This is a genomic window from Achromobacter sp. 1014246743, assembly GCF_059760725.1.
In genome coordinates this window covers 58,696-75,588 of record NZ_JCBANA010000009.1, presented here as the reverse complement: position 1 = coordinate 75,588, position 16,893 = coordinate 58,696, and the positions used below count along the sequence as shown (strand labels likewise).

The following is a 16,893-nucleotide window of genomic DNA, read 5'->3' as shown; positions in this document are numbered from 1 at the left end:
AAGATCAATACAGGCGCGGGGGCAGTTGTTGGCTACGGATGCGCTTGTAGTGGCGCTTCACAGCGGCGGCGTGCTTGCGCTTGCGCTCGGCCGTGGGCTTCTCGTAGAACTCGCGCGAACGCAGCTCGGTGAGCAAACCGGTCTTTTCGATGGTGCGCTTGAAGCGGCGCAGAGCGGCTTCAAACGGTTCGTTTTCCTTCAGTCGAACGATAGGCATAAAGTAATTGGCCTGCTTGTAGGGTAACAAAAGTTGATGACAAACCTGGCTTGCTTGCCAGCGGCGCTGCGCGGGTTCTGGCGGGGATTCCGGCAAATCACAAACCCCTGCGCCACAGCACCTTGCAACGCCAACCAAAGCGCCAAGCGCCTTACGGCGTACTACGGCGCCAACACTCGCTGGCCGTTTCCGTTACCCAAAGACTACCCAAAGAGTAACAAGCCAAGTTCGGTTTAGCGATAACCAGCGATTCTAGCATGGTCATGGCCGTTTTGACTACCAGGGGAACGATCTGGTGCCATAGGCCGCCAGCCATTCCGTCCCCCTGAAATACGTCAACCCTTCGACCCTTTGCGGATCCAGGCTTCGAGCTGATGCGGGCGCAGGCTGTCGTAGTCTTCGAACGGCTGGTGGATCCAGGGGTTGGTCGGCAGCTTGTCGACGTAATAGTCGGGCTGCGCCTGGGAATGCCCCTTCCACCACAGGACGGCGCTGCGCAATTCGGTGATGTCGGCGAACTGGCTCTTCAGGTGGTCGTACACCTTCATGAACGTCTTGCCGGTATCGACCATGTCGTCCACCAGCAACACCCGCCCGGACAAGGTGCCGCGCGTGATGGTGATGAACTGCGCGATATCCATGTCGCCCTGCTTGGTGCCCGCCGCTTCGCGGTAGCTGCTGGTCGCCAGAATGCCCAACGGCACATCAAAAATACGGGACATAACGTCGCCGACACGCATACCGCCGCGCGCCAGGCACAGAATCTTGTCGAACTCCCAACCCGATTGATGCACCTGCAAGGCCAGGCGTTCGATCAAACGGTTGTAGTCGTCCCACGTCACCCACAGATGGCTATCGTCATTGGTCGGCGCGCTCATAGGCAAGGATCTCCTGCGTGAAAATACGAAAAGGCCGCCGCCGGTATGAGACCGGCGGCGGCCTTGGGAATAATAACCCGATGTCAGCCCTTCAGGGGATGACGCAGCACGATGGTTTCGTTGCGGTCGGGACCGGTGGACACCAGGTCGATCGGCACGCCGCAGACTTCGGCCACGCGCTCGAGATAACGGCGGGCGGCTTCCGGCAGCTTGTCGTATTCGGTGATGCCGACAGTCGATTCGCTCCAGCCCGGCAGCTCTTCGAGCACCGGCTGCGCCTGCGCCACGGCATGAGCGCCATAAGGCAGCACGTCGCGGAATTCACCATTGACGCGGTAGCCGACGCCCAACTGGATGGTCTCCAGGCCGTCCAGCACGTCCAGCTTGGTGATGCACAGACCGGTGATGCCGTTCAGGCGCACCGAGCGCTTCAGCGCGGCGCCATCGAACCAGCCGCAGCGACGCGGACGGCCGGTGACCGAACCGAATTCCTTGCCGATGGTCGCCAGGCGAGTACCGATTTCGTCGACCAGTTCCGTGGGGAACGGGCCCGAACCGACGCGCGTCGTGTAGGCCTTGGTGATGCCCAGGACATAGTCCAGCGACTGGGGACCGACACCCGCGCCCGCCGAAGCAGCGCCTGCGACGCAATTGCTACTGGTGACGAAGGGGTACGTGCCGTGGTCGACGTCAAGCAAAGCGCCCTGGGCGCCTTCGAACAGCAGGCGCTTGCCTTCCTGTTGCATGGCGAACAACGTGCTGGAAACGTCCGCAACCATCGGGGCGATCGCCGGAGCCAGAGCCATGGCTTGATCGCGCACTTCGTTGGCCGAAACGGCTTCGGCGCCCAGGTACTGGGTCAGCACGAAGTTGTGGTAATCCAGCACTTCGGCGAGCTTTTCGTCGAACAGCGCGGGGTTGAACAGATCCTGCACACGCAGCGCGCGGCGAGCGACCTTGTCTTCATAGGCCGGGCCGATACCGCGACCGGTCGTGCCGATCTTGCCTTCGCCCTTGCGCGCTTCGCGCGCCTTGTCGACGGCCACGTGGTACGGGAGGATCAGCGGGCAGATCTCGGAAATGCGCAGGCGCGAGCGCACGTCCAGGCCGGCGGCCTCGAGCTCTTCGATTTCCTTGAGCAGGGCTTCCGGAGACAGCACGACACCGTTGCCGATGAAGCACGTGACGCCAGGATGCATGATGCCGGACGGAATCAGGCGAAGAATCGTCTTCTTGCCATTGATCCACAGCGTATGGCCAGCATTGTGGCCACCCTGGAAGCGGACCACGCCCTGGACGGATTCCGCCAGCCAGTCAACGATCTTGCCCTTGCCCTCGTCACCCCACTGAGTGCCGATTACGACTACGTTCTTGCTCATGTTACGAATCAATATCGAGTTTCTCGGGAAATCCGGAAATCTCCCCGCGGCCCTCTCGTTGCCGAGAGGGAGTTAGTCACAGCGTTCTGACCGTCCAGGCGCCGTCTTGCAGCGCCAGCTCGCGATCGCAAACGAATTCGTCCTGATCCTGCTCGTGACCGGGCAATACCTGAACGACAATCTCACCCGACCGGCGCAGACGGCGGACCGCCTCGGTCAGGGCGGGGGCTTGCCCCCAGGGCGCGCGAACCGCACGCGCCCGTTCCGCCGGCGGCAAACCCGCCGCCAGTTTGCGTAAATCAAGACTGAAGCCGGTGGCCGGACGCGCACGCCCGAACGCCCGACTGACATCGTCGTAACGGCCGCCAGACACCAGCGCATCGCGCCAGCCTTCGGCGTACAGCGCGAACTTCACGCCCGAGTGGTAACCGTAGCCATTGACATCGGCCAGGTCGATGCCGAACGCCACGTTGGGCATGGCATCCACCAGGACCTGCAGCGCATCCAGCGCGGCGGCCACGTCCGGCAACAGGGGCAGATCGTGGCGCGCCTGCTTGAGCACTTCGGGCCCGCCGTACAGCTTGGGCAGCAACTGCAGCGCCTTGAGCGTTTCGGCGCGCATGCCGGGCTTGCGTTCGGCCAGCTCAACCAGGCCCGGTACGTCTTTTTCGCGCATCAGGCGGATGATGTCCTGGGACACCGCCGCAGCAACGGGATCTGCCTCGACGATGCCGCGCAGCACGCCCGGATGGCACAGGTCCAGCCGGGGGTTGCGCACACCGGCGATGGCCACCGTTTCCAGCACCAGCTGGATGATTTCCAGGTCGGCTTCAAAGCCGGCATGGCCGTAGATTTCGGCGCCGATCTGCAGCAGCTCGCGGCTGGACAGGAGATCCGCCGGGCGGGCATGCAGCACGTTGCCGCAATAGCACAGGCGGGTAACGCCGGCGCGGTTCAACAAGTGCGCGTCGATGCGCGTGACCTGGGGAGTCATGTCGGCGCGTACGCCCAACGTGCGGCCCGACAGCTGGTCAACCAGCTTGCAGGTACGCAGATCCAGATCGCTGCCCGTGCCGGACAGCAATGAATCGATGTACTCGACCAGGGGCGGCGCGACCAGCTCGAAGCCGTAAGTACGGTACAGATCGAGAAGTTCGCGGCGCAATTCCTCGATGCGCCGGGCCTCTGCCGGAAGTACGTCGGCAAGGCTCTCGGGCAGCAACCAGTTACCCATGAATGTTTACCTGAATAACGCCTAGAGATGCGTGGGCGTCGCCCAAACGAAAAAGCGGCTGAGGGGGCGTAAGCCCGCTCAGCCGCTGCGGAATGTTTTCTAGCTTACGCGGTATTGTACATGGTTCAGCAGCCAGCGCCAGCCGGGCTACCCAGGGCCTAAAGCCGTCCCCTATTGCACAATCCGCCAGAAAAAAGCCCCTTGGCTGACCAAGGGGCTTTTGCGTTGCCGCGGGCGGTAAAGCCTTACTTCGCGGCAGGCACGGTGACCGGCGCCAGGGCCTGGCCCGCCGGGTCCTTCATGAACTGGAAGAAGCTGGAGCTGGGGTCGACCACCAGCACGTCGCCCGGCTTGGAGAACGAAGCGCGGTAGGCTTCCAGGCTCTTGTAGTACGTGTAGAACTGCGGGTTCTTGCCGTAGGCCTGCGCGTAGATCGCGGCGGCGGCGGCATCGCCCTCGCCCATGATGCCCTGGGCCTTGGCATAGGCCTGGGCCACGATCACTTCACGCTGCCGATCGGCTTCGGCGCGGATCTTCTCGCCCTCGGCGGCGCCGATGGAACGCAGCTCGTTGGCGACGCGGGTACGCTCCGCTTCCATGCGGCGGTACACCGATTCCGAGATCTCGGGCGCGAACTCGATGCGACGCAGACGCACGTCGACGATCTGCACGCCCAGGGGCTCGGCGCGCTTGGCGACGTTGGTCAGGATTTCGGCCATGATCTTGTCGCGTTCGGTCGAGACCACGTCGCGCACGGTGCGCACGTTGACCGAGGCGTTGAGCGCATCGCGGATCTGGGCTTGCAGGCGCTCTTGCGCCGCACGCTCGTTGCCGCCGAAGGTCACGTAGTACAGGCGGGGATCCGCGATGCGCCACTTGACGTACGAGTCGATCAGCAGGTTCTTCTTTTCGGAAGTCTGGATACGCTCGGCTTCGTTGGTTTCGATGGTGAGGATGCGCTTGTCCAGCGTCACCACGTTCTGGAACGGCGGCGGCGCCTTGAAGTACAGGCCGGGTTCGCTGATGACCTTGCGCACTTCACCCAGCGAGAACACCAGGGCGTAGTCGCGCTCGCGCACCACGAACACGCAGGAAGAAAGGGCGGCCAGCACGATGAGCAGGCCGACCAGGATAGGCATAAGACGTTGCATGATCAGGACTCCTCCGGGTTAGCGCGACGTACGGTCGCGGGGCAGCGCGTTGCTATTGCTGCTGCCGGAAGGCTGGGGGGCCGGCACCGCATTGCCACGCAGAGGCGGCTGGACGGGCGGGCTGATCAGTGCAGGCGAACCGGGGTTGCCTACCGCGGACTTGCTGGCGTCTTGAGCCGCCAGATGCATGATCTTGTCCAAGGGCAGATACAGCATGTTGTTGTTGCTCTTGGTGTCGACCATGACCTTGCTGGCGCGCGTGAAGATGTCCTGCATGCTCTCCAGGTACATGCGCTGGCGCATGACGACGGGCGACTTCTCGTATTCGCCCAGGATGCTGGTGAAGCGCGCGGTATTACCTTGAGCGTCGCCGACGACCTTGGCCTTGTAGCCTTCGGCCTGCTCGGTCATGCGCGAGGCCTGGCCACTGGCCAGCGGCACGACCTGGTTGGCGTAGGCCTGGCCTTCGTTGATCTGGCGCTCGCGGTCTTGGCCGGCCTTGACGGCGTCGTCGAACGCGGCCTGCACCTGTTCGGGCGGCTGCACGTTCTGGATGGCGACCGTGCTGACCTGCACACCAGTCTGGTAGCGGTCGAGGATCTGCTGCATCAGTGCCTGGACCTGCGAGGCCACGGTGGTACGGCCTTCGTACAGGACAAAGTCCATGGACTGCTTGCCGACCACTTCGCGCATGGCGGTTTCAGACGCCTGGCGCACGGAGTCGTCCGGGTCGCGGGTCATGAAGAGGTAATCAGGTGCGCCATCCGCACGCAGGCGATACTGCACGACGAACTGCATGTCGACGATGTTCTCGTCCGTCGTGAGCATCAGCGCTTCGGGCAGGACCTTGTTGCGCGAACCGCCACGGAAACCGACTTCGAACGTACGCAGTTGCGAGACGTTGACGATTTCGTGGCTTTGAATGGGGTACGGCAGGCGCCATTGGAAACCGGCCTGCGACGTGCTCTTGTATTTGCCGAACTGGGTGACGACGGCAACCTGGCCTTCCTGGACGATATAGAAGCCGCTGGCTGCCCAGATGCCGACCGCGACCAGGGCGATCACTCCCAGTCCGATGCGTGCACCGCGCGGCGACGGCGGCGTCATGCCGCCCCGATTGCCGCCCGGGCGATTATTGCCGCCCCCGCCTTTGCGGCCGAATAACGATCCGATGCGATTATTGAAATCGCGCCAGACCTCGTCGAGGTCTGGAGGACCGTCTCCGTTGCCTTGAGGCCGCTTGGGCGGCGGCTCGGAGCCATTGTTGTTTCCACGACCCCAACCGGGGTCATTCAGATTGAAGAGTTTGATAATTCGAGGCATTGTTTCCCACAATCTGTCCGGTCTCCGCCATTGCCCCGCGCAACGCGTCCAGACCGGCGCGCTCGGTGGCGCTTACAAATACTCGCGCAATCGTACCATGGGCGTCGCGCTCCACCCGGGGTTCCAAACCGGCCCGGTCTATCTTGTTGTATACCAGAATGGTCGGGACGTTGGCAGCGCCGATTTCAGCCAGGACTTTGTTGACCTCGAAGATCTGTTCGTCGCGCTGCGGGCTGGCCGCATCGACCACGTGCAGCAGCAGGTCGGCGTGCACGGTTTCTTCCAGGGTGGCGCGGAAGGCGGCGATCAGGTCGTGAGGCAGGTCGCGGATGAAACCCACGGTATCCGACACGACGACGTTGCCCGCCCCTTCGATCCAGATGCGGCGCGTGGTGGTGTCCAGCGTGGCGAAAAGCTGGTCCGCCGCGTAGGTGTCGGCTCGGGTCAAGGCATTGAACAGGGTCGACTTGCCCGCGTTGGTATAGCCCACCAGCGACACCGACAAGGCGCCTCCGCGCGCACGGGCACGCCGTTGCGTGACCCGCTGGCGCTCAACCCGGTCGAGACGCTCGCGCAGCGTCTTGACCTTGGCGCCGATCATGCGGCGGTCCATTTCGAGCTGGGATTCGCCAGGGCCGCGCATGCCGATACCGCCGCGCTGACGTTCCAGGTGGCTCCACATGCGCGTCAGGCGGGTCGACAAGTGCTGCAATTGCGCCAGCTCGACTTGCAGCTTGCCTTCATGGCTCTTGGCGCGCAGGGCAAAAATATCGAGGATCAGCGCAACCCGATCCACCACGCGCAGGTTGAACAGGCGTTCCAGGTTGCGCTGCTGGGCAGGCGACAAGGGCTGATCGAACAGCACGATATCGGCGAGCAGCGCCTGGGCCATGCCCACGCCTTCGTCGGCCTTGCCGGAACCGATGAAGAACTTGGCGTCGGGACGATCGCGGCGGGCGGTCAGGGTGCCGACGATTTCGGCGCCCGCCCCCTTGGCCAGCATGGCGAATTCTTCCGCGTGGGCCGTGAAGTCGGGATCACCGAGATCCACGCTGATAATCAGTGCGCGCATACATGCACCATTTTGGAGCCAAAGCGAAAATGCCCGCCGACGTCGACCGTCCGGCGGGCAATAAAAGGTACTGCAGGAGCGAGATTACTCAGCAGGGACTTCCACCTGGAAATTCACGGCGCGGGCGGGAACAACGGTGGAAATGGCGTGCTTGTAGACCATTTGCGTGACCGTGTTACGCAGCAGCACCACGTACTGGTCGAAAGATTCGATTTGCCCTTGAAGCTTGATACCGTTCACCAGGTAAATGGACACCGGCACGTGATCTTTGCGCAGGGTGTTCAGGAACGGATCTTGCAGAGTTTGCCCTTTATTGCTCATTGGCCAGGCTCCATTTGTTTGTTATTGAGTGGTGGCGCGCCGTGTACTGGTGGAGCACGCCGAAACATGTACTCTACAGGGTTTTCCCGGCCCGTGCCACTTGTGTCGGAAGTGAAGATGACACCAGAGTTTTCCGCCGCAAAAGCCCCGCCGGCCGTGGTTCAGACGACCTCGGCGAGCGCCTTCAGAAGCAGTTCGCACTGCTCATCGGTGCCCACTGTAATACGTAGAAACTGGTCTATGCGCGGCTGCCGGAAATGGCGCACGATGATGCTGCGTGCGCGCAGCCCGGCGGCCAGTTCCGCAGCGTCCCGGGATGCATGCCGCGCGAACACGAAGTTCGCGCTGGATGGCAACACCTCGAAGCCCAGCGACACCAGACCCGCCGCCATCCGTGCGCGAGTCTGGATCACGGCTTGGCGGGTCTGCTCAAAATACTCCGTATCCTCAAGCGCCGCCACCGCCCCGGCCGACGCCAGGCGATCCACGGGGTAGGAATTGAAGCTGTTCTTGACCCGCTCCAGCCCGTCGATGAGTTCGGGGCTGCCTACGGCGAAGCCGACCCGCAGGCCGGCCAGCGAGCGCGACTTGGACAGCGTCTGGACCACCAGCAGGTTGTCGTAGCGCGCGGTCAGGGGAATGACGGATTCAGCGCCGAAGTCGACATACGCTTCGTCCACCACCACCACGGCATCCGGATTGCCGGCCACGATGCGTTCGATTTCCGCGACCGTCAGCGCCCGCCCGGTGGGGGCATTGGGGTTCGGGAAAATGATGGCGCCGGCCTGACCATGCCGCGCGGGCAGGTAGTCGTCGACATCGATGCGGAAATCGTCGGTCAACGGCAGCGTCTCATAGGCAATGCCGTACAGGCCGCAATAGACGGGATAGAAGCTGTAGCTGATATCGGGAAAACGCAGCGGACGCTCGTGCTTGAGGAGCGCCAGGAAGGCATGGGCCAGCACTTCGTCCGAACCGTTGCCCACGAACACGCGCGACGGTTCCACGCCGACCGTGGTCGCGATCGCCTGGCGCAGGCGGTCGGAGGACGGGTCCGGATACAGCTTGAGGGTGTCGTCGCTCGCCGCGCGGATCGCCTCGAGCACCTTGGGCGACGGCCCGTAAGGGTGCTCGTTGGTGTTCAGCTTGACCAGGTTCTGAAGCTTGGGCTGCTCGCCCGGGACATACGGACTGAGCGTCCCGACCACGGGACTCCAGAAACGGCTCATGGGTCAGTCTTCCTGCGCGTAGGGGTTGTGCGAGGATTTGAATTCGATGCGCAGCGGGGTGCCGGCCAGGTCGAACGCATTGCGGAAACGGGTTTCCAGGTAGCGGCGATAGGAATCCGGAATGGCGTCCAGCGCGTTGCCATGGATGACGACCAGCGGCGGGTTCTGCCCGCCCTGGTGCGCATAGCGCATCTTGGGACGGAAGATGCCCTTGCGGGGCGGCTGCTGTTGCTCGATGGCGGCCTGCAGCTCGCGCGTGAGCTTGGGGGTGGAAAGCTTGGCAAACGCGGCCGCATGGGCCGAATTGATGGACTTCAAGAGCGGCTTGATGCCCTGCCCCCGCAGCGCCGAAATGGTGTGCACGCGCGCAAACGACAGGAAGCGCAGCTTGCGCTGGAATTCGCGTTCGATGCGTTCTTTTTCTTCACCATCCAGGCCGTCCCATTTGTTGACGGCGACGACCACCGCGCGGCCGGTTTCCAGCACGAAGCCCGCGATGTGGGCGTCTTGCTCGGAAATCTCGGTTTGCGCGTCCAGCATCAGCAGCACGACGTTGCTGGCCTCGATGGCCTGCAGCGTCTTGATGACGGAAAACTTCTCGACGGCCTCGAACACCTTGCCGCGCTTGCGCAGGCCGGCGGTGTCGATCAGCGTGTAACGGCGGCCATCGCGGTCGAAATCGATTTCGATGGCATCGCGGGTCGTGCCGGGCATGTCGAAGGCGATGACGCGTTCTTCGCCCATCAGGGTGTTGATCAGCGTGGACTTGCCGACGTTGGGACGGCCCACGATGGCCAGTTTGATGCGGTGGTCGTGCTCGCCCTCTTCGACGACGTCTTCTTCGGCGGGCGGCTCGGCCAGGTCCTTGAGCGCGAGCTCGATCAGGTCGACGATGCCGTCGCCGTGCGCGGCCGAGATGGGATAGGGCTGCCCCAGGCCCAGCTCGTGGAATTCAGCGATGGCAGGGCCCAGGCCCATGCCTTCAGCCTTGTTCACCGCCAGCAGCACGCGTTGCTGGCCGGATTTGCGCAGCAAGGTGGCGATTTCGTGATCGTGGGCGTTCAGGCCCGCGCGGGCGTCCACCAGGAACACCACCACGTCCGCCTCGGCGATGGCCTGCCGGGTCTGGCGAGCCATCTCCAGCAGGATGCCGTCCTTGGCGACGGGCTCGAAACCGCCCGTGTCGATGGCGATGAAGGGGATATCGCCCACCCTGCCCTCGCCATAGTGGCGATCGCGGGTCAGGCCGGAAAAATCGGCCACCAGCGCGGCGCGCGATCGCGTCAGGCGGTTGAAAAGGGTCGATTTACCCACATTGGGGCGACCGACCAGGGCAACGACAGGCTTGAAGGACACGGTGTAAGGCTTTGTTCTTAAGGGTTTAATTGGTACCGATCAGGACGAGATTGCCATTGCCCGTCTGGACCAGCACACCTTGGGGAGTCGTCTGGGGCGGCGATACGACGGCGCCGCCGCCGACCGACAGGCGCGCCATCAGGCTGCCGTCGCTGCGCGACAGGAAATGCACGTAACCGTCCAGGTCGCCGACTGCCAGCGCCCCGCCCAGCGTGGCCGGAGCCGTCAACTGGCGGTTTTTCAGTGCAGCCTGCTTCCAGATATTGCCGCCGTTATCCAACGCGAAGGCGTTGACCACGCTGTTCTGGTCGGCCGAGTAGGCAAAGCGCTCGTCCAGGGTCATGCCGGTAACGCTGGAGAAGTCCTTGGCCCAGATCGGGCGGCCGCCGGCCGTCACATCAAAGCACACGATACGCCCTTGATAGGCCACGGCGCAAAGCAGGTTGCCGGCAATGCGGGGGGCGCCGACCACATCGGTCAGGCGTTCGAGGTCGCTGGCGCCGCGCGGCGTAGCCACGGTGCCTTCCCATTGCACGTTACCACTATCCGAGGCGATGGCCAGCAGCTTGCCGCCCGGCAGCCCGCTGATGACCAGGCCTTCGGCCAGGACCATCTGGGCCACGCTGCGCAGGGCCAGGGCGGGACCCGGGCGCTGGACGCTCCAGAGGCGCTCGCCGTTGTTCGCATCGAAGGCCTGGATACGGTAGTCGCCGCTGCGGACAACGACGATGCCATAGCCCACCACAGGCGAGATATTGACGTCGCTGGTGGCGCGGACCTTCCACTTGACCTTGCCATTGTCGTCGAACGCGACCACGTCGCCATCCGGCGAGGCCACGGCGGTGGTGGTGCCGTCACTGCCGGCACCGGCGGTCAGCTTGACGCCTGCCTGGGCTTTCCAGATGGGGCGGCCACTTTGCAGATCGAACTTGCCGACGGAGCCGTCGGGCGTCGCGGCATAGATGGAGCTGCCCAGCACGGTGGGCGCGAAGCCCAGGCCGGAACCGCTGCCGATGGACGTGGACCAGATCTGGCGCACGGACATGCCGGCCTTGTATTCGGTCAGGGGGGCGGGGTCGTAACGGCCGTCATCATGGGAAAACAGGCCGCAGCCACCCAGGGCCAGCAAGCCCGTCAGGCAAACCGCGCCACGCCACGTACGGCCAAAGGCAAATTTACGCATTACAGTCACGCTCCGCTCAGGGCATCCAGTTTCAGTTGCACAACCTGGGTCAGCGGATTTGCCGTACCCAGGCCATCAATGGCGCTTTGCCATGCGGCACGCGCTTCATCGCGCTTGCCTTGGGCAGCGAGAATATCGCCGCGGCGGTCGGCAAACAAGGCCGCGAAGGCCGCCGGCGCGTTGTTCAACTGCGCCAGGGCGCCATCGTATTGCTTCTGGTCGAGCAGCAGGCCGGCCAGGCGCAGGCGCGCCACGGCCTGCATGGACGGGTTCTTGGACTGCCCTGCCAGCCATTCGAGCTGCTGGCGCGCGCCGTCGATGTCTTTCTGGGCTTGCAACGCCTGGGCCGCCACCAGGGCGCCACGGGCGGCGTAACCGGTGGAGCCGTATTGGTCGCGCAAGGTGGCCGCGGCCGCCTTGATGCGCACGGAGGAGTCGGCACCGCCCAGGCGGGCCGCGTCTTCCAGGGCCTCGAAGTAGCCCATGGCCTGGTTGGCACGGTGCGATTGATAGGCCTTCCAGCCCCACCAGCCGCCCCATGCCACGACCACGGCCGTCAGCAGCGACACCATCAGCGTGCCGTAGCGGGCCCACCACGCCTTGATGGCGTCGAGTTTTTCCTGTTCTTCGAGATCGTATGCCATGCCTAACCCTTGTGATTCAATACTTCGGCCAAGGCCGCCAACGGGACTTGCTGCTGCGCGGCGTCGCCCTGGGCGTCGGCGCGCAGGAATTTGACGCTGGCGGTCTGCGAGGCCACTTCATCGGCGCCAAGGATAACCGCAACCCGGGCGCCACTGGCGTCCGCGCGCTTGAATTGGGACTTGAAGCTGGCCGAGCCAGCGTGCACGACCACCGACAGGCCGGCATCGCGCAGGTCTTCACCGACCCGGGCGGCCAGGCGCTGGGCGTCTTCACCCTGGTGCACCACATAGACGTCGCATTCGGCCGGGGCATCGACCTGCACGCTCTGCTCCCAGAGATCGAGCAGGCGCTCCATGCCGATGGCGAAACCGACGGCGGGCGCGGCCTTGCCGCCCAGCAGTTCGATCAGGCCGTCGTAGCGGCCGCCACCGCAGACCGTGCCCTGGGAACCCAGGCGGTCGGTGACCCATTCGAAGACGGTCAGGTTGTAGTAGTCGAGCCCGCGCACCAGGCGCGGGTTCAGGCGGTATTCGATGCCGGCATCGGTCAGGCGCTGGCAGACGCCGTCGAAGTGCGCGCGGGATTCCTCGCCCAGGAAGTCGAACAGGCGCGGGGCGCTGTCAGCCATTTCCTGCATGGCGGGGTTTTTCGTGTCCAGCACGCGCAGCGGATTGGTGTACAGGCGGCGCTTGCCGTCTTCGTCGAGGATGTCGGCGTGCTTTTCCAGGTGGGCGATCAAGGCGGCGCGGTGCGCGGCGCGCTCAGCCGGCTGGCCCAGCGAATTGAGCTCGAGGCGTACGTCGGTCAGGCCCAGCAGCTTCCACAGGCGAGCCAACATGACGATGAGTTCGGCGTCGACATCGGGGCCGGCGAAACCCAGGGCTTCGACGTCGATCTGGTGGAACTGGCGGTAGCGGCCGCGCTGCGGGCGCTCGTGGCGGAACACGGGGCCGATGGAGTAGACGCGCTGCGGGCGGTCGTACAGCAGGTTGTGCTCGATCGAGGCGCGCACGATGCCGGCCGTCATTTCGGGCCGCATGGTGAGCGATTCGCCATTGAGCGCATCGGTGAAGGTGTACATCTCTTTTTCGACGATGTCCGTCACTTCGCCGATGCCGCGCGTGAACAGGCGCGTATGCTCAAGCACGGGCGTACGCACATTGCGATAGCCGTAGCCGCGCAGCCAGCCGCGCACGATTTCCTCGAATTGCTCCCAGCGGGCGCTGGGCCCTGGCAGCAGGTCATTCATGCCGCGGATGGCGGCGACTTTCTGGAAAGCTTGAGTCATCTTGATCATGCCGCATCACGCGCTGGCAAGCGCGCTGGCGGCGACACCCTTTCTTTAATGAGAGGCGAGCGCGCCGTAGCGACGCGCGACGTAGTCTTCAACGATGGCCTGGAATTCTTCGGCGATATGGTCGCCCTTCAGGGTGACCGTGCGCTCGCCGTCGACGAATACCGGCGCGGCCGGCACCTCGCCGGTGCCCGGCAGGCTGATGCCGATGTCCGCGTGGCGGCTTTCGCCAGGCCCGTTGACCACACAGCCCATGACCGCGACGTTCATGCTTTCGACGCCGGGGTATTGCGTCCGCCAGACCGGCATCTGCCGGCGCAGGTAGGACTGGATGCTGTCGGCCAGTTCCTGGAAGAACGTGCTGCTGGTGCGGCCGCAACCGGGGCAGGCCACCACCATGGGCGTGAACGCCCGCAGACCCATGGTCTGCAGGATTTCCTGGGCCACCACGGCCTCGCGGCTGCGGTCGCCGCCGGGTTCGGGCGTGAGCGAGATGCGGATGGTGTCGCCGATGCCCTGCTGCAGCAGCACGGCCAGCGCGGCGGTGGACGCCACGATGCCCTTGCTGCCCATGCCGGCTTCGGTCAGGCCCAGGTGCAGCGGGTAGTCGCAGCGCGCCGACAGGTCGCGGTAGACCGCGATCAGGTCCTGCACATGGCTGACCTTGCACGACAGGATGATGGCATCGCGACGCAGGCCGAGTTCTTCGGCGCGCCGGGCATTGCTGATGGCGGACACGACCAGGGCGTCGCGCATGACGGCCTGCGCTTCCCAGGGCTGGGCGCGCCGGCTGTTCTCGTCCATCTTGCGGGCCATCAGTTCATGATCGAGGCTGCCCCAATTGACGCCGATGCGCACTGGCTTGTCGTAGCGGCAGGCCACTTCGATCATCTGGGCGAAATTGTCGTCGCGACGCTTGCCCCCGCCCATGTTGCCCGGGTTGATGCGGTACTTGGACAGCGCCTGCGCGCATTCCGGAAACTGCGTCAGGAGCTTATGGCCGTTGTAGTGGAAATCGCCGACCAGGGGAACATTGACACCCATGCGGTCGAGCTGTTCGCGGATGGCCACGACTTCCTTGGCCGCCTCGGGGGTATTGACCGTGATGCGCACCAGCTCGGAGCCGGCGAGCGCCAGTTCCTTGACCTGGATCGCCGTGGCGATCGCGTCGGCGGTGTCGGTGTTGGTCATGGACTGGACCACGACGGGCGCGTCGCCGCCCACCATGACCGTGCGGTCGCCCCACTTGACCGCCACCGCACGTGTGTGACGGCGGGTAGCCGCGCCCACCGCGGGCGGCGGCGCATCCTGGCAAGGCAGAGAGGAATCTTGCATCGGCGGAACCGGTAATTACTTGGACAGCTTGGGAAGCCAGTCGAACGCGAGCCAGTGCTGCGGCAGCCAGCCCTGCCAGAAGGCATAGGCGACGCCGGCGGCAAGCACCAGCACGATGGCGATCAGCCAGCCCCAGGAGGTCGACGACGAGCGATCGTCGTCGGCGCTGGATTGGGGAATGGAATGCGCGGAATGCAGCGCACCCGGGCTGAGCTTGACGGGGCCGGTGGCGCGGGCCTTGGGGTCCAGCGAGTCCACGATGGCCTGGGAATCGGCGCCCAACAGGCGGGCGTAGTTGCGGATCAGGCCGCGCAGCGAAACGCCGGTGGGCAGATCGGCCCACTGCTCGTTTTCAAGGGCTTCGATCTGCTTGGGGGAAAACTTGATGCGGCTGGACACTTCATCGAGCGACCAACCCTTGGACTGGCGCAGCGTGCGCAGCGCCGAACCCACATTGCCCGAGCCGCTTGCGGCGCCCGTGGACGTCTCTGAAACTGCAGAAGCGAAATCCTGCGTCATGCATGCACCTGTTTAATTGGTATGGTCTGGCGCTGCGCGGCGTTCCGTTCGGTGATCCGGGTACGGTCGCGCACTTCTCCCGCCAGTTGACCACAAGCGGCATCGATATCGTCACCCCGGGTCTTGCGTACGGTCGTGATGATGCCGGCGTCCATCAGGCGCTGGGCAAACACTTTGACACGCGCCGAAGACGAGCGCTTCAGGCCGGACGCGGGGAAGGGATTGAACGGGATCAGATTGAGCTTGCAGCGAATCTGGCGTGCAATGTGTATCAGTTCTTTGGCGTGCTGGTCGGTATCGTTGATGCCGTCCAGCATGCAGTATTCGAAAGTGATGAAGTCGCGCGGCGCGTACGCCAGATAGCGTTCGCACGCGGCCAGCAGCTCCTTCAGGGGGTACTTCTTGTTCAGCGGCACGAGCTCGTCGCGCAGCGCGTCGTTGGGCGCGTGCAGCGATACGGCCAATGCCACCGGACAGTCTTGCGAGAGGCGGTCCATCATGGGGACCACGCCCGAGGTGGACACCGTGACGCGGCGGCGCGACAGGCCGTAGGCGTTGTCGTCGAGCATCAGGCGCAAGGCGGGCAGGACCTGGTCGTAGTTGAGCAGGGGTTCGCCCATGCCCATCATGACCACGTTGCTGATGACGCGGGTGTCTTCGGTGGCGCGGGCGCCTTCGAGGCGTGCCGTGCCGATGTCGGCTTCAAGCACGCGCTTGGCCCACCACAGCTGGCCGATGATTTCGCTGGTCTTCAGGTTGCGGTTGAAGCCCTGGTGCCCGGTCGAGCAGAAGCGGCAATTGACCACGCAGCCGGCCTGGCTGGAAATGCACAGGGTGCCGCGATCATCTTCGGGAATGAAGACGGTTTCGATGGCGTTGCCCTGCCCCACGTCGAACAGCCACTTGCGGGTGCCGTCGGTCGAGCGCTGCTCGATGTTGACGGGCAAGGCCTCGATGCGGCAATTCGATGCGAGCTGGCCGCGGAAATCGCGGGCCAGATCGGTCATGGCGTCGAACGAATCGGCGCCGCGCTGGTGCATCCAGCGCTGCAGCTGACGGGCGCGAAACGGCTTGCCGCCCCACTGCCCGACGAGTTCGGACAGGGCGGAGCCGTCCAGCCCCAGCAGATTGATTCGTTCGACGGATTCCATGACCTGGGTAAAGCTGAATATCTAAAACGATTTCCGGGAAATCAATGGCTGTGGATGTTGATTTCGGGGAAGAAGAAAGCCACTTCGACGGCGGCCGTTTCCGGGGCGTCGGAGCCGTGCACGGCGTTGGCGTCGATGCTGTCGGCGAAGTCGGCGCGGATGGTGCCCGGGGCGGCCTTCTTGGGGTCCGTGGCGCCCATCAGGTCGCGGTTCTTCTGGATGGCGTCTTCGCCTTCCAGCACTTGCACGAACACGGGACCGGAGATCATGAAGTCAACCAGGTCCTTGAAGAAGGGGCGCTCTTTGTGCACGGCGTAGAAACGCTCGGCGTCGGCGCGCGACAGCTGGGCCAGGCGGGCGGCGATGACCTTCAGGCCGGCTTGTTCGAAGCGGCCGACGATCTGGCCGATGACGTTCTTGGCGACGGCGTCGGGCTTGATGATCGAGAGGGTGCGTTGGATGGACATGAGAACTCCGAAAACTGATTGCTGACTGGTTTCTATAATTGCCTGGCGCGGCCTGCGCTTGTCGGTGTCACCCTTCAAGCCACATCGCGCTGTGGGCGCGAGAAGCGGTTCGGAACGATTGCGTGCCCCGGACCGGCCC

The 16,893-nt window shown here is 64.3% G+C and carries 17 protein-coding genes; all 17 read right to left on the bottom strand.

All coding sequences use genetic code 11. From position 1 onward, the window contains the following. Positions 1-4: 4 nt before the first annotated feature. On the bottom strand, positions 5-217 hold the full coding sequence (gene rpsU / locus AC6LJ2_RS06115; protein WP_006218592.1) for a 30S ribosomal protein S21: 213 nt from the start codon (positions 215-217) through the stop codon (positions 5-7). 335 nt (positions 218-552) lie between these two features. After that, positions 553-1,095, bottom strand: coding sequence for a phosphoribosyltransferase (locus AC6LJ2_RS06110; protein ID WP_025135229.1), 543 nt, complete (start codon positions 1,093-1,095; stop codon positions 553-555). 83 nt (positions 1,096-1,178) lie between these two features. After that, positions 1,179-2,474 (bottom strand): adenylosuccinate synthase, encoded by a 1,296-nt coding sequence (locus AC6LJ2_RS06105; RefSeq protein WP_029953375.1) that lies wholly within the window; start codon positions 2,472-2,474, stop codon positions 1,179-1,181. Positions 2,475-2,550: 76 nt separating this feature from the next. Continuing rightward, the gene (locus tag AC6LJ2_RS06100) at positions 2,551-3,708 is read right to left on the bottom strand and encodes an ATP phosphoribosyltransferase regulatory subunit (protein WP_263913746.1); all 1,158 of its coding nucleotides are present in this window, start codon (positions 3,706-3,708) and stop codon (positions 2,551-2,553) included. Between the two features lie 245 nt (positions 3,709-3,953). Next, entirely contained in the window at positions 3,954-4,859 is a 906-nt protein-coding gene (hflC, locus tag AC6LJ2_RS06095) for a protease modulator HflC (protein WP_263913745.1), read from the bottom strand. 18 nt (positions 4,860-4,877) lie between these two features. Beyond that, positions 4,878-6,182, bottom strand: a complete 1,305-nt coding sequence (hflK, locus tag AC6LJ2_RS06090; RefSeq protein WP_263913744.1) for an FtsH protease activity modulator HflK — start codon at positions 6,180-6,182, stop codon at positions 4,878-4,880. Then, positions 6,148-7,254 (bottom strand): GTPase HflX, encoded by a 1,107-nt coding sequence (gene hflX / locus AC6LJ2_RS06085; protein WP_175192630.1) that lies wholly within the window; start codon positions 7,252-7,254, stop codon positions 6,148-6,150. Before hflX ends, hflK begins: the two co-directional genes overlap by 35 nt. Before the next feature lie 84 nt (positions 7,255-7,338). Further along, entirely contained in the window at positions 7,339-7,575 is a 237-nt protein-coding gene (gene hfq, locus AC6LJ2_RS06080; protein WP_006218585.1) for an RNA chaperone Hfq, read from the bottom strand. 161 nt (positions 7,576-7,736) lie between these two features. After that, positions 7,737-8,804: a histidinol-phosphate transaminase gene (gene hisC / locus AC6LJ2_RS06075; RefSeq protein ID WP_263913742.1), complete on the bottom strand. Its 1,068-nt coding sequence runs from the start codon at positions 8,802-8,804 to the stop codon at positions 7,737-7,739. Between the two features lie 3 nt (positions 8,805-8,807). Then, positions 8,808-10,160, bottom strand: coding sequence for a ribosome biogenesis GTPase Der (gene der, locus AC6LJ2_RS06070; protein ID WP_263913741.1), 1,353 nt, complete (start codon positions 10,158-10,160; stop codon positions 8,808-8,810). A gap of 25 nt (positions 10,161-10,185) precedes the next feature. Further along, positions 10,186-11,343 carry an outer membrane protein assembly factor BamB gene (gene bamB / locus AC6LJ2_RS06065; RefSeq protein WP_498151020.1) on the bottom strand — a complete coding sequence of 386 codons (1,158 nt, stop codon included), beginning with the start codon at positions 11,341-11,343 and terminating at the stop codon, positions 10,186-10,188. 5 nt (positions 11,344-11,348) lie between these two features. Further along, a complete protein-coding gene (locus AC6LJ2_RS06060; RefSeq protein WP_263913739.1) occupies positions 11,349-11,987 on the bottom strand; it encodes a YfgM family protein in 639 nt (212 codons plus the stop codon). Positions 11,988-11,989: 2 nt separating this feature from the next. Then, positions 11,990-13,276 carry a histidine--tRNA ligase gene (hisS, locus tag AC6LJ2_RS06055; protein WP_263913738.1) on the bottom strand — a complete coding sequence of 429 codons (1,287 nt, stop codon included), beginning with the start codon at positions 13,274-13,276 and terminating at the stop codon, positions 11,990-11,992. Positions 13,277-13,330: 54 nt separating this feature from the next. Next, positions 13,331-14,617, bottom strand: coding sequence for a flavodoxin-dependent (E)-4-hydroxy-3-methylbut-2-enyl-diphosphate synthase (ispG, locus tag AC6LJ2_RS06050; RefSeq protein WP_263913737.1), 1,287 nt, complete (start codon positions 14,615-14,617; stop codon positions 13,331-13,333). Between the two features lie 15 nt (positions 14,618-14,632). Next, entirely contained in the window at positions 14,633-15,136 is a 504-nt protein-coding gene (locus AC6LJ2_RS06045; protein WP_263913736.1) for a helix-turn-helix domain-containing protein, read from the bottom strand. Beyond that, positions 15,133-16,287 carry a dual-specificity RNA methyltransferase RlmN gene (gene rlmN, locus AC6LJ2_RS06040; protein WP_175192634.1) on the bottom strand — a complete coding sequence of 385 codons (1,155 nt, stop codon included), beginning with the start codon at positions 16,285-16,287 and terminating at the stop codon, positions 15,133-15,135. The genes AC6LJ2_RS06045 and rlmN overlap by 4 nt, the downstream gene beginning before the upstream one ends. 41 nt (positions 16,288-16,328) lie before the next feature. Then, a complete protein-coding gene (gene ndk / locus AC6LJ2_RS06035) occupies positions 16,329-16,754 on the bottom strand; it encodes a nucleoside-diphosphate kinase (protein ID WP_498151019.1) in 426 nt (141 codons plus the stop codon). Between the last annotated feature and the right edge of the window lie 139 nt (positions 16,755-16,893).

Excerpts from the sequence above, each read along its gene's own strand:
- hflK (WP_263913744.1), bottom strand. The coding sequence starts at position 6,182 with ATGCCTCGAATTATCAAACTCTTCAATCTGAATGACCCCGGTTGGGGT.
- AC6LJ2_RS06045 (WP_263913736.1), bottom strand. The coding sequence starts at position 15,136 with ATGACGCAGGATTTCGCTTCTGCAGTTTCAGAGACGTCCACGGGCGCC.
- AC6LJ2_RS06060 (WP_263913739.1), bottom strand. The coding sequence starts at position 11,987 with ATGGCATACGATCTCGAAGAACAGGAAAAACTCGACGCCATCAAGGCG.
- ispG (WP_263913737.1), bottom strand. The coding sequence starts at position 14,617 with ATGCAAGATTCCTCTCTGCCTTGCCAGGATGCGCCGCCGCCCGCGGTG.
- ndk (WP_498151019.1), bottom strand. The coding sequence starts at position 16,754 with ATGTCCATCCAACGCACCCTCTCGATCATCAAGCCCGACGCCGTCGCC.
- rpsU (WP_006218592.1), bottom strand. The coding sequence starts at position 217 with ATGCCTATCGTTCGACTGAAGGAAAACGAACCGTTTGAAGCCGCTCTG.
- AC6LJ2_RS06110 (WP_025135229.1), bottom strand. The coding sequence starts at position 1,095 with ATGAGCGCGCCGACCAATGACGATAGCCATCTGTGGGTGACGTGGGAC.
- rlmN (WP_175192634.1), bottom strand. The coding sequence starts at position 16,287 with ATGGAATCCGTCGAACGAATCAATCTGCTGGGGCTGGACGGCTCCGCC.
- AC6LJ2_RS06105 (WP_029953375.1), bottom strand. The coding sequence starts at position 2,474 with ATGAGCAAGAACGTAGTCGTAATCGGCACTCAGTGGGGTGACGAGGGC.
- hflX (WP_175192630.1), bottom strand. The coding sequence starts at position 7,254 with ATGCGCGCACTGATTATCAGCGTGGATCTCGGTGATCCCGACTTCACG.
- hisS (WP_263913738.1), bottom strand. The coding sequence starts at position 13,276 with ATGACTCAAGCTTTCCAGAAAGTCGCCGCCATCCGCGGCATGAATGAC.
- hfq (WP_006218585.1), bottom strand. The coding sequence starts at position 7,575 with ATGAGCAATAAAGGGCAAACTCTGCAAGATCCGTTCCTGAACACCCTG.
- hflC (WP_263913745.1), bottom strand. The coding sequence starts at position 4,859 with ATGCAACGTCTTATGCCTATCCTGGTCGGCCTGCTCATCGTGCTGGCC.
- bamB (WP_498151020.1), bottom strand. The coding sequence starts at position 11,343 with ATGCGTAAATTTGCCTTTGGCCGTACGTGGCGTGGCGCGGTTTGCCTG.
- hisC (WP_263913742.1), bottom strand. The coding sequence starts at position 8,804 with ATGAGCCGTTTCTGGAGTCCCGTGGTCGGGACGCTCAGTCCGTATGTC.
- AC6LJ2_RS06100 (WP_263913746.1), bottom strand. The coding sequence starts at position 3,708 with ATGGGTAACTGGTTGCTGCCCGAGAGCCTTGCCGACGTACTTCCGGCA.